The organism is Niallia sp. Marseille-Q9988, from assembly GCF_976954375.1.
This window is the reverse complement of the sequence record NZ_CDRJSZ010000004.1, coordinates 124866-137152: the sequence shown is the minus strand read 5'-3', so window position 1 is coordinate 137152 and position 12287 is coordinate 124866. Positions and strand designations below refer to the sequence as shown.

Genomic DNA, 12287 nt, shown 5'->3' with positions numbered 1-12287 from the left:
TATGAAAGAAGATGTTTTGAAAAGGATTTTGTTACATTATCTGACACACTTTTTTTATTTCCCCCTAAAACATCGTTATTTTTCTGACAAAAAAAGACTTTCCGTTATATTAGGAAAGTCTCTCTTCATAAAGCTTTGCCTTAGGAAATGAATTAAGCTATTGTCTTTTCTTCCATTTGAGTTGTTTTGACTCGAGAACCTGGAATAATATTAAATAAAATATTTAATATTATCGCGGTTATTCCACCTGCCACGATACCACTTTGGAAAAGAATGCGGATGCTTTCTGGGAATTTCATAAAAATATCAGGAACGACAGTTACACCAAGTCCCATCCCTATTGAGCATGCAAGAATTAATAAGTTACCTTGTTGATTAAAGTCTACTTTTCCAAGCATTTTAATACCATAGGACACTACCATTCCAAACATCGCAAGAGAAGCTCCCCCAAGGACTGGAGTTGGAATCAATGTTGTGATAGCTGCAATTTTAGGAATAAAGCCTAAAATAATTAAAATCGTACCAGCTGCATAAATGACATTTTTCGTTTTTACACCTGTTAGCTGAACAAGCCCAACATTTTGCGAATACGCAGTGTAAGGGAATGAATTAAATATTCCACCAATAACAGATGCCACTCCTTCTGAACGATAGCCCTTCGCTAGATCCTTTTCAGATACCTCTTTGTTTGTAATATCTCCGAGTGCTAGATAAACGCCTGTTGATTCAATTAAACTCACAATAGCAACAAGTGTCATCGTAATGATAGAAGTAAGATCGAAGGTTGGAGCCCCGAAATAAAACGGAGTAATTCCATGAAGCCACTTTGCTTCTCCTACCTCTGAAAAATGAACCATCCCCATAAATGATGCAATAATGGTTCCAATAATAATACCAAGTAAAATAGAGATTGTTTTGATAAATCCAGTTGTAAACTTATTAAGTAAAATAATGATTGCTAACACACCAAAAGCAAGAACTAAATTTTTTAGGTTACCAAAATCTGCACTACCTTCTCCACCAGCCATATCATTAAAGGCTACAGGAATTAAAGTAAGACCTATGATTGTAACAACAGAGCCAGTAACAACTGGCGGAAAGAATTTTACTAGTTTGCTGAAAATAGATGAAATAAGAACGACAATAATACCAGAAACAATAATTGCTCCATAAATAGCGGATATTCCATGCTTAGTTCCAATTGCAATCATTGGACCAACAGCTGTAAATGTACAACCTAACATAACAGGAAGACCGATCCCAAAGAATTTGTTTTTCCAAACCTGTAACAATGTCGCTACCCCACAAGTTAATAGGTCGATTGAAATAAGGTATGCTAATTGTTCTGATGTTAAGTTTAGAGCCCCACCAACGATTAAAGGCACGAGCACAGCACCTGCATACATCGCTAGTACATGTTGTAGACCTACAGACCAAGTTTTTGCTGTCATTTTTTCCATTTTAATATCCTCCTGCATAAATGCCTTCGTGTATTCGTTGTTCAGCAAATGTAACTTTTCCACCCTTTAAAGATGCAATTCTTGCTAAAGACTCTAATCGATAGCCTTTTGCGATTAACTCTTCTGCTCCTTGCTGGAATGATTTTTCGATCAATATCCCAATCCCACTTACAGTCGCACCAGCTTGCTCGACAATGTTCGCTAAGCCAAGAGCAGCCTGTCCATTAGCCAAAAAGTCATCAATTACTAGAACATGGTCTTCTGGATGAATATACTTTTTAGAAACAGTAATTTCATTTGACTCTCGTTTAGTAAAGGAATAAACCGTTGCTGTATACAAATCACTTGTTAATGTCAGGGATTTTCTTTTTCTTGCAAAAATTACAGGAACATCTAATGCCAGCCCTGCCATTATAGCTGGTGCGATACCAGATGACTCTATTGTTAAGATTCTAGTAATTCCTGCTTCTTTAAACAATCTAGCAAATTCAAGGCCAATCTCTTTCATCAGATGAGGGTCCATTTGGTGATTAATGAATGAATCTACTTTTAATACATGATCACTTAAAACAATACCTTCTTCTTCAATTTTCTTCTTCAATAAATCCATTAACTAGACTCTCTCCTTTTTTAGAGGACAGTGTTACCAAAGTATTCGTAATGACTGTCCTCTCTTAATACGAAAAAAAGCACATTCGCTTACTCTATGAGTAAGCGAATGTGCTTTTTCGAGCAAAATAAACTGCTCTATTTAGGCAATAGATCAGTATATCTCCATTTTTATGCGCTTACCCGTAGTCAGATGATTAACGGTCATCTGGTAGAAACTTGCAGGCCATATTCCTGCTATTATACGAGTGGTTATTTTGTTAGATTATTTGACAACATAATGGATTATAACGGATTTTCTTTGAAATGAAAACCATAATTTTTTAAAGGGGAAAAGTTTCCATCTATTTTTATTATAACATCCATTAGGCACTAATATTCTGACAATTTTTCGACATTCTCAAAACTCTATTTACAGTTTATTTGAGTAATCATTTAATTTTTTTGCCATTTCTAATATTTGTTCCATAATAACCGATGTATGCTGAATCGAGTCTGCTTGTTTTTCACCAATTGCCGCAATTTTTTCAATTGATTCATTGATTGCATTAGTAGTGCTTCTAATTTCTTCCATCGTTTGAGAAATAGTTTGTGTAAAGTTGACTGTTTCTTTTGAGAATTTACGTATTTCATTCGCTACTACCTCAAAGCCCTTCCCCTTTTCTCCAGCTCTTGCTGCTTCAATAGCAGCATTTAATCCTAATAGATTCGTCTGATCGGCCACTTTTTTTATAATCGAAACTACTTCACTCGTTTTCCTTATATTTTCTTCTGCAACATTTGATTGCTCTAAAAGTAGTTTGGAAAAATCCACTAAGGAATGCGATCCATCGGCTATGTTATTAATATGTTCTTGTGATTGTGATAAAGATCTTGTTATTTCATCTACGATATTTCGTATCTCTGTTTGCCTTTTTAACTGAACAGCTATTCCGCCAATCACTTCTCCTTTTGTATTGATAATCGGAGAAGCTGTTCCAATAAATTCAAAACCGTAAAAATCTGCTGGCACCTCTTGCTTTAACGTTTTCTTTTCACGTATTGCCTCTTTTAATGGTTCATCAGGCTGCAGAGCTTGATTCGGTTTAATATGTAAATCAATAACCTTTCCAGGAAAATAAGCAATAAATTTGTCCCTATCGCAAATTGCAATAGAGAGATCAGCAGGAATTGCTGCTTTAATAATGGGAACTATAGGGATAATATCTTCTAAGGATTCTACTTGTTTAATCACAGTTGTCGCACTCCAATCTTTCTAAATCACTTCAACATACTACCATAAACATACCATATTTTCACAATTTTTTACTTTTGATTTCGACTCTTTCGTATTGGAATATATTGCAACATGTTATAATGATATTAGTTCTCTTCTTATTATTGACAAAAAAGAGAATTAAAACCTAACTATTATGTGGTGATTTCCATGTTTAAAATACTATTAATCGAAGATGATCAAACATTATTTCATGCCATAAAGGAACGCTTAGAGCAATGGTCCTATGAAGCTTTTGGAATAAATGATTTCAATAGAGTCATGCAGGAATTTACGGAGATAAAACCTGATTTAGTGCTTATCGATATCCAGCTTCCTAAATATGATGGATTTCATTGGTGTCGAATGATAAGGGGCCATTCAAACGTGCCAATTATATTCCTATCCTCAAGAGATCACCCAACTGACATGGTTATGTCGATGCAGCTCGGAGCAGATGACTTTGTGCAAAAACCGTTTCATTTTGATGTCTTAATTGCAAAAATACAGGCAATTCTCCGTCGTGTTTATAATTACAGCTTAGAGCAGTCGATACTTAAAACATGGTGCGATGCAACAATAGATTTTGAAAAAAATACGGTAACTTCTACTGTTGGAGAAATTGAACTAACGAAAAATGAAATGTTCATCTTAAAAATCCTACTAGAGCAGAAAAATAAAATCGTCTCTAGAGATCATCTTATAAATGAACTTTGGAATGATAAACGGTTCGTTAGCGACAATACGTTAACAGTAAATGTAAATCGTTTACGAAAAAAACTCGATGAGCTCCATCTTGGTAGCAATATAGAAACAAAAGTTGGCCAAGGATATATGGCGATTGAAGAGGACATAAAATGATTAAACAATATTTAATTGAAAAAAAAAGCTGGATTATCTTTATTCTATTTCTACAACTGTTTCAATTATTTATGGCAAGTATCGATGAGACCATCTCTTTTTATTCAATGGTCTATATTTGCTTTATTAGCATGCTTTTGTTTCTACTCTTCTCAATCTTTCAATATCAAAAGGAAATAAACTTTTATAAAGGGCTTTCTACCCGAGAGGATGATTTAGACCTTACATCCTTACCAAAAGCAAAAACACCTTTTGAGAAAATCATGGAGGACAGTTTTACACAGCAAACTGCCATTCTAATGAAAGAGCGCAATCAAAATCTTGAACAGCTTGAACGTGAAAAAGATGAACTGCTTTCATGGATTCACGAAGTAAAAACACCGTTAACGGCATTACGTTTATTGATTGACTCCATTGATAATCATGAAATAAAAGCATCCCTAACGTTCGAGTGGCTGAGAATTCATCATTTGCTGGATCAACAGCTCCACCAAAAACGGTTTCCCTTTATTCAAAATGATTTATATATAGAAAGTATCGATCTCGAGAATATCCTTTTCGATGAAATCAAGGCATTACAATCTTGGTGCATACAAAAAGGGATTGGCTTTGATATCGAGTTACAAAAGACCACTGTGCTAACAGATGGAAAATGGCTTTCTTTTGTTGTGAGACAACTGATTAGTAATGCTGTGAAATATAGAAGCAAGGGAGATATTATCCTAAAAAGCTATGATCATCATGGTTATACATGTTTGAAAATTGCGGATAGCGGGATTGGAATCGCCATTCAGGATTTGCCTAGAATTTTTGATAAAGGCTTCACTTCTACCGCTAAACATCAAAATAATCATGCGACAGGCATGGGATTATATCTATCCAAAAAAATTGCAGACGCTCTAAAAATCATCATCGAGGTGGATTCAAAGGTAGATGAAGGAACAACAGTGACTCTAACATTTCCGAAAAACAATGCATTTGATCAACTTCATCATTAATTAAAATGTTTGTGGGAGGCATCGTGACAAAAATGTCACATGCCTCTTTTATTTGTTCGCCAAATCGAAGGAATGTATAAAAATCCTTTTATATAATGAATCTATCATGTATAGGAGTGTGAAAAAAATGGACATATTAGTTGCTTCAAAAGTTCATAAAAGTTATGGGAATAAAGCAAATCGCCAGGAAGTGCTTAAAGGTGTAGACTTAAGCGTCCAAAAAGCTGAATTTGTCAGCATTATGGGGGCATCGGGTTCGGGAAAGACTACGCTTTTAAACGTCCTTTCTTCCATTGACCAAGCTACCGGTGGAACCATTCACATTGTTGAAAAAGAAATTACACGTCTAAAGGAAAAACAGTTAGCTGAATTCCGAAAAAATCATTTAGGATTTATCTTTCAAGATTATAATTTACTCGATACTTTAACAGTAAAAGAAAATATTCTTTTGCCATTATCCATTACAAAGACACCACAAAAAGAGGCACATCAACGCTTTGATAAATTAGCAAAAGACCTAGGTATTTACGAGATAAAGAATAAGTATCCAAACGAGATATCAGGAGGGCAAAAACAACGAACGTCTGCAGCAAGGGCATTCATCCATGAGCCAGACATTATTTTTGCTGATGAACCGACTGGAGCGCTTGATTCGAAATCCGCTTCTGATTTATTAAATAAATTAAGCCATCTAAATCAAACAAGAAATGCAACAATCCTCATGGTTACACATGATGCAGTAGCTGCAAGCTATTGCAGCAGAGTAGTTTTCATTAAAGATGGACAAATTTATACACAGCTTTATAAAGGGGATCAAGATAGACAACGTTTTTTCCAAGATATTATCAAAACACAAGGAATTTTGGGTGGTGTGCAAAATGACTTTAAGTAATCTAGTCATTCGTAATCTCAAAAAAAATATAAAATACTATTATCTATATATTTTTGCCTTAGTATTTAGTGTTTCATTGTATTTTTCCTTTGTGACATTACAATATGATCCGTCAATGGATGCTGCCGGGAACACAGTGAAAGGTGCTGCTGCCATTAAAGCTGCTTCCTTATTATTAGTTGCTATCGTTTCGATTTTTCTCCTTTACGCTAATACGATTTTTATTAAACGGCGCGGAAAAGAAATTGGCTTGTTTCAATTGATTGGAATGACGAAAAGCAGAATCTTTCGTTTGTTAACACTGGAAAATTTCATCTTATACTTTTTATCTATCATTATTGGTATTTTTATCGGATTTTCTTTTTCAAAAGTAACCGTCATGATTTTATTTAAAGTAACTGGTGTAACAGCCATTACCAAGCTTCACTTTTCTACCGAGGCTCTTGTGCAAACAATCATAGTTTTTTGTATCATATACATTTTCATTATGTTAATGAATTATATTTTCATTAAAAGACAGACCATCCTTTCCTTATTCCGTATTACTTCTTCTACACAAGCACGAGTGAAGAAAATGTCAGTATGGGAAATAATCATTGGTATTGTTGGCATTGTCTTTATTATTAGCGGCTATTTTATCTCTTCAAAACTATTTAGTGGTTCTTTTCAAACAATGAATATGCTATTTATGGCAATGATTTCGATTCTATCCCTTGTAATAATTGGAACCTATTTGTTTTATAAGGGATCCGTTAGTTTTCTATTCAACCTTATTCGCAAAAAGAAAAATGGTTACATTAATATTAATCAAGTTCTTTCCTTATCTAGTATTATGTTTCGTATGAAATCGAACTCTATTTTATTAACGATAATCACATCTGTATCGGCGCTAGCAATAGGCTTATTATGCTTAAGCTATATATCCTACTATTCTGCTGAAAAAACAGCGAAGGAAACTGTTCCAGCAGATTTCACCTTTGCTCATTCAGAAGATGCCGAAGCATTCTCTAAGCTACTGAATAAACAAGAAATCGCTTATAAGGAAGAAAGAATTCCTGTTATTCAAGCAGATTTCAATGTAAAAGACATCTTGAACGACATTCCAGGCGAATCCACCCTAGATTCTACCAAGATGCAATTGCCTGTCATTAGCGAAGAATATGTAAAGGGTGTGAGCTTATCAAAAGAGGAAGTAGCTTTCACTAGGTATAGTTCTGCATTAGAAAAGTTTATAAACCTAAAGTCAAAAGGAACTATTTCCATTTTGGTCAATGGAAGCTCACTCTCATTAAATTATGTAGGACAAAAGGATCTATTCCTTATCCCTTATACCTTTACTAGTGGCGGACTTCCAACCGTTATTGTCGACTCATCTGTTTTTCATTTACTAGAAAAGAATATGGATGAAAGTATCCAAACACCATCTAATATATATATTGGAATTCATATTAACAAGGACCATGAAATCGCAGCTGCAAATAAACTTTATCAACAGCTATCTTTAGAAAATTCAAGTTCTATTTCACGCTATGATAGAATCCAAACCCAAAAAGAAATGATGGGTTTGACAATGTTTATCGTCGGTTTTCTTGGACTTACCTTTCTCATAACGTCTGGTTGTATTCTCTATTTTAAACAAATGGATGAAGGAGAAGAAGAAAAATATACTTATACCATTCTCCGCAAATTAGGATATACACAGAATGACTTATTAAATGGAATCAAAATAAAACAGCTATTTAACTTTGGTATCCCATTACTAGTCGGCTTGCTTCATAGTTATTTTGCTGTTCAGTCTGGCTGGTTTTTCTTCGGGACAGAATTATGGGCTCCCATGTTCATCGTAATGGGACTCTATGCAGTACTCTATTCGATATTTGGGATTCTATCTGTTGCTTTTTATAAAAAAATTATAGCCGATGCTTTGTAGTATTAGCTATGAAAGCGGAGAAAATGTTCAATAACTGGAGCAAAAAATAACCGGCTATTTTCGAAGATTTATTTTTAAATGGTTTTACTAAATACAAAAAGGAATCAAACATAACTGTCTGATTCCTTTTTATATTAGTTCGCTTCTTGACTCCAGCCAAAAAGTTGATTATCTCGCTGCTCCGATTCTAAAACCGCATGGTGAAATGCTCTAAAATCAATCGGCTGATCCTTCTTCTCAGCAATCACCCTAATATATTCACCAATCTTCACCTTATTGCTTGGAGAAACTTGGCCAAATGGTATTTCTGCTGATCTGCCGTAATAGACATTCACTGTTTTATTCGCTAATTTTACTTTCTTACTATTTATTAAATAACGTGAATTAGGAACCGTATAAACTGTCTCCCAATCACTTTCTGTCTCAAATTTAATTTTTGATAGATGTTCTCCTGCAGCTGAAATAAGAATAACATCTGGTTGTAAGTATTCGATAAGCTCATGCCATAATTTCACGCCACTAGCTTGAAGGTCTTTCTTTGCTTCTTTGCTTAAACTATCCCAAGTAGGATTCGTTGCAAGCGGTGAGCAAATATCTGTATGCAATGCCGTATTTTCTTTATTACCATAAAAGCTTGCATTTAATCCATTCAAAATCGGTTCAAAAGAAGGCTCATACCATGCTTTATATGGGTCTTTTTCAAAATACTGGTCAAGTGCAGTAATATATTGTTGATTGAATTGATAGTGATGGTCTCGTTTCATTGATTGAAACCTTTGGAAAGGGTCAGGGTCAGGGAAATCGCGCCTAGACGGATTTAGACCTACAGTAATGATGCGGATAGGGGATTCAAAATACTTCTTACTATTACCAAAATACATAACTGGCATTGAAGGCTTTACAAGATACGGCCTCTCTTTCTTACTTTCATACATTTCCCAATACTTTTTAATTAATTCGGTTTGTACTGCCTGTTGAATAACAATAAAAATCATCCTTTCAATTTAGTAAAAAATATAGCAAGTCCACAAAAAGTGGAATTCCTTCTTCTCTATTATATATTATCTTTTGTCTATTGGTAAAGAATACGTCGTGTTTTATAAAAAAATCTTTTTTATGTGGAATAACTAAATATAACTATTAGAAAGGAAGCTGAAATACTTTCTAATAGCTATATTTATTTTCACAGTGATTTTCGTTACCTACTGCCTATTATTTGAGAACTTTTTGAAGACTTTCTCCTTTTTTGTTGCAATCATATCGATAAACATTGTCTTAAAATGGTCTTTTGTAATAGATGGTGTACTTGTATTTTTCGGGCTATTTTCTAATGGATAATATCGCTCCCATCGCTCTACCATTTCCTCTAGACTACATCCACTTAATGGGTGCACAGGAGGTTCAAGTTTAATTTCTGCCAGCTTTCGATCTAATGGAACAATCGATGGTGTATTTGTATCTTTATAAATATGCTCTAATTTATTCTTATTAAGAAAATCAATAAAGTGATCAAAATTCATAGCGTGTACCTTTGTAGGTGCTTGAAAGTCACTTTTCTCTATTATTCCAGACAAGGTTGTCTTGCTCGTTATTTTATTAGCCATTAACTTTGTTAGTTGATGGTACTCAGCTAATTCCCTCATTCGAGCATCCTTAGGAATAATTAAACTTGGGGTTCCTGCAATCGTTGCTGCAATATTCCCATGCAGCCTTGCTCCAAAACTCAGATCAGCATCTTTCATAAAGTCTAACCATGTAGGTACATTTAGGAAAAATCGGACTCTATTGTTCATATATACAGGATCTGACATTTTAATTGGATATTTTTTGCTTACTTCTGCTATGGATGGTGCTCCCAAATACGTTAATTTCAATTCTTTTAACCATTGCGGAATAAAATAATGATTTGGATATTCTTCCATCCCTCTAGCAATAAAGTCTAGGACCTTTTTTTGGGAACGACGAGAAGAATTAACACAGATTTTTGACTCTTTCGTTATATGAGTATTTCTTATATGTAATTCTCTTCCAAAGGTATACATGGAAGGACAGCCAATTACTACATGGTCAATGCCTTCACGAAAGCCTAAACGAGTTAGATATTTTGCTGTAATTTCTCCACGGACGCCAATTATAGATGATTTCTTTAAAACAGCTTGAACAAAATTTTTCACATCTTTATCGAATGGAAATCCTTCATTTAGCTTTGGTTCAAAAGGAGCTCTTAATCCGACGCCAATTACAATAACTGGGACTTTTAACTTATTGATTAATTTCGTATATCGTCTAAGGGATGGAATAAATTCATTCCGAAAAGCGTCCGCTAATGGGATAACATAGCAATCATAATTTTCGTTTATTTCATCTGCTCTCTCAGGGCCATATGTATAATAATCTGGTGTAATCATTGTATCTTCAGTCATCAACGTCCGAAACACACTGAATTGATAGATTAGGTTTCCGATATTCCCACCAAAGGTATTATCAATCATCATTTTTGCCGCATCAAATGGTTCTAAGGGTGACATACCAGCTCTTATTAATATTTTTTTCATATTCGCTTCTTCCTCACCACATTTTTTTATCGTACCTTTGTCCTATTTTAGCCTGTGTTTAAAAGACATGCATTTTTATATTTTTGACAGGATAGAATCCTTTTAAACCTAGCATTTAAAGTGAATCCATATTAAAAAAAGCACCTCACTGTTTAACATGGGTGCTTATCTTTTTTACTTAAGTATTAATTCTAAAAGATTGTTGCTTCAGTTGTTTGAAGTACTTATGAAAAGGATGTCCTTTAAATAAAATCATATACGGCATCAACCTTACCTAAATACATTTGCAGCTTTCAATACTAGTTTGACAGACTTCCGATTTAATTGTCCTTCTAGCTTTTTAATTTTATTGTCTTTGTCTTTTACTTTCTTCTTCAATGCATTAATTTGTGGAGATTCCCCTGAATAGAATTTCTCCCATCTAGCAACCGTTTCTTCAATACCGCAAGCACTAATTGGTACTTCTAATGGAAGTAATGAAACGTTAGACAATCTTTCTTCCAATGGTATTCGTGCCGGGTGATTCGTTTCTTTATAAATATGATCGATTTTATTTTTATTCAGGAAATTAATATAGTTATCAAAATTCTCCGCTTGACGTTTTGTCGGCTGTTGGAAATCTACTTTATCAATTAAGTCAGATAATCTTGTTGTCTCATTAATTTCATTTGCCATCACATGTGTTAGCTGATGATATTCTGCCAACTCCCTCATCCGAGCATCTTTTGGAATAATGATGCTTGGTGTTCCAGATATAGTTGCAGTAATGTTCCCATGTAGTCTAGCTCCAAAGCTTAAATCGGCTTGACCAATAAAATCAAACCAAGTTGGCGCATTCAATGGATAACGTACTCTATTATTCGCATATGCTGCATCAGAAATCTTAACTGGATAATTGTTGCTGTCTGGCGCTATTGCTGGTGCACCTAAATGTACTAGTCTTAATTCTTTAAGCCATTGTGGAATAAAATAATGATTTGGATATTCCTGCATGCCTCTAGTAATAAAGTCGAGGACGTTTTTTGGCGATAATCGAGAAGAATTCACACAAACCATAGATTCTTTCGTAATATTTGTTTCTCTAATAGTCAATTCTCTGCCAAACGTATACATAGAAGGGCATCCAATTACAGTATGATCTACTCCTTCCTTAAAGCCCAAACCAGTCAAATACTTCGATGTAATCTCGCCTCGTAATCCAACTATATTTGATTTTTCTAAAACTGCTTTAATAAATTCTTTTACATCTTCATCAAAAGGAAACCCCTCATTTAATTTTGGTTCAAATGGAGCACGGAGCCCAACACCAATAACATAAACTGGAATCTTTAATCTTTTTATTAATTGTGTGTACTTACGTAACGTCGGAACAAATTCTTTCCGAAATGCATCTGCCAATGGAATGACATAACAGTCATATTTTTCATTAATTTCATCTGCTCTGGATGGTTCATAATCATAGTAATCTGGCGTTATGATTGTGTCCTCTGTCATTAATGTACGGAAAACACTATATTGATATATTAGGTTTCCAACATTCCCGCCAATCGAATTATTGTTTAGTATGTAAGATGCATCAAAAATATCTAGAGGTGACATGCCTGCTCTAATCAATATATTCTTCATTTTACTAACCCTTTCTATAAAACAAAATTAATAACATCATTTATTCCATTTACTACTAACCTACTTGATAAATACCTAGTAACATCATTAGCACTTTTCAT

At 34.2% G+C, this 12287-nt stretch carries 9 protein-coding genes, 1 pseudogene and 1 riboswitch; of the genes and pseudogenes, 4 read left to right on the top strand and 6 right to left on the bottom strand.

The genetic code is table 11. The features are described 5' to 3' along the window. Window positions 1–152: 152 nt before the first annotated feature. The 3 genes and pseudogenes from ACWNMZ_RS07670 to ACWNMZ_RS07660 all read right to left on the bottom strand — a co-directional run. Window positions 153–1460, bottom strand: coding sequence for a nucleobase:cation symporter-2 family protein (locus ACWNMZ_RS07670; protein ID WP_031540437.1), 1308 nt, complete (start codon window positions 1458–1460; stop codon window positions 153–155). Window position 1461: 1 nt separating this feature from the next. Then, on the bottom strand, window positions 1462–2070 hold the full coding sequence (locus tag ACWNMZ_RS07665) for a xanthine phosphoribosyltransferase (protein ID WP_031540438.1): 609 nt from the start codon (window positions 2068–2070) through the stop codon (window positions 1462–1464). Window positions 2071–2235: 165 nt separating this feature from the next. Continuing rightward, window positions 2236–2337: riboswitch (purine riboswitch) on the bottom strand. A 144-nt stretch (window positions 2338–2481) separates the two neighbouring features. Then, window positions 2482–2802 (bottom strand): annotated as a pseudogene (locus tag ACWNMZ_RS07660) (methyl-accepting chemotaxis protein); the annotation flags it as partial. Between the two features lie 693 nt (window positions 2803–3495). Here ACWNMZ_RS07660 and ACWNMZ_RS07655 point away from each other — a divergent pair. The 4 genes from ACWNMZ_RS07655 (at window position 3496) to ACWNMZ_RS07640 (ending at window position 8005) form a co-directional block, all read left to right on the top strand. Next, window positions 3496–4185, top strand: a complete 690-nt coding sequence (locus tag ACWNMZ_RS07655; protein ID WP_031540440.1) for a response regulator transcription factor — start codon at window positions 3496–3498, stop codon at window positions 4183–4185. Next, window positions 4182–5183 (top strand): sensor histidine kinase, encoded by a 1002-nt coding sequence (locus ACWNMZ_RS07650; RefSeq protein WP_251627646.1) that lies wholly within the window; start codon window positions 4182–4184, stop codon window positions 5181–5183. The genes ACWNMZ_RS07655 and ACWNMZ_RS07650 overlap by 4 nt, the downstream gene beginning before the upstream one ends. Window positions 5184–5310: 127 nt before the next feature. Beyond that, the gene (locus ACWNMZ_RS07645) at window positions 5311–6075 is read left to right on the top strand and encodes an ABC transporter ATP-binding protein (RefSeq protein WP_031540442.1); all 765 of its coding nucleotides are present in this window, start codon (window positions 5311–5313) and stop codon (window positions 6073–6075) included. Then, window positions 6062–8005 (top strand): FtsX-like permease family protein, encoded by a 1944-nt coding sequence (locus ACWNMZ_RS07640; RefSeq protein WP_251627647.1) that lies wholly within the window; start codon window positions 6062–6064, stop codon window positions 8003–8005. Before ACWNMZ_RS07645 ends, ACWNMZ_RS07640 begins: the two co-directional genes overlap by 14 nt. Window positions 8006–8139: 134 nt before the next feature. Here the strand turns inward: ACWNMZ_RS07640 and ACWNMZ_RS07635 are convergent, their stop codons facing one another. The 3 genes from ACWNMZ_RS07635 to ACWNMZ_RS07625 form a co-directional block, all read right to left on the bottom strand. Beyond that, the gene (locus tag ACWNMZ_RS07635; protein WP_031540444.1) at window positions 8140–9000 is read right to left on the bottom strand and encodes a hypothetical protein; all 861 of its coding nucleotides are present in this window, start codon (window positions 8998–9000) and stop codon (window positions 8140–8142) included. 207 nt (window positions 9001–9207) lie between these two features. Next, a complete protein-coding gene (locus ACWNMZ_RS07630) occupies window positions 9208–10560 on the bottom strand; it encodes a polysaccharide pyruvyl transferase family protein (RefSeq protein ID WP_251627649.1) in 1353 nt (450 codons plus the stop codon). A gap of 270 nt (window positions 10561–10830) precedes the next feature. After that, window positions 10831–12186 (bottom strand): polysaccharide pyruvyl transferase family protein, encoded by a 1356-nt coding sequence (locus tag ACWNMZ_RS07625; RefSeq protein WP_235252429.1) that lies wholly within the window; start codon window positions 12184–12186, stop codon window positions 10831–10833. Window positions 12187–12287: the final 101 nt, after the last annotated feature.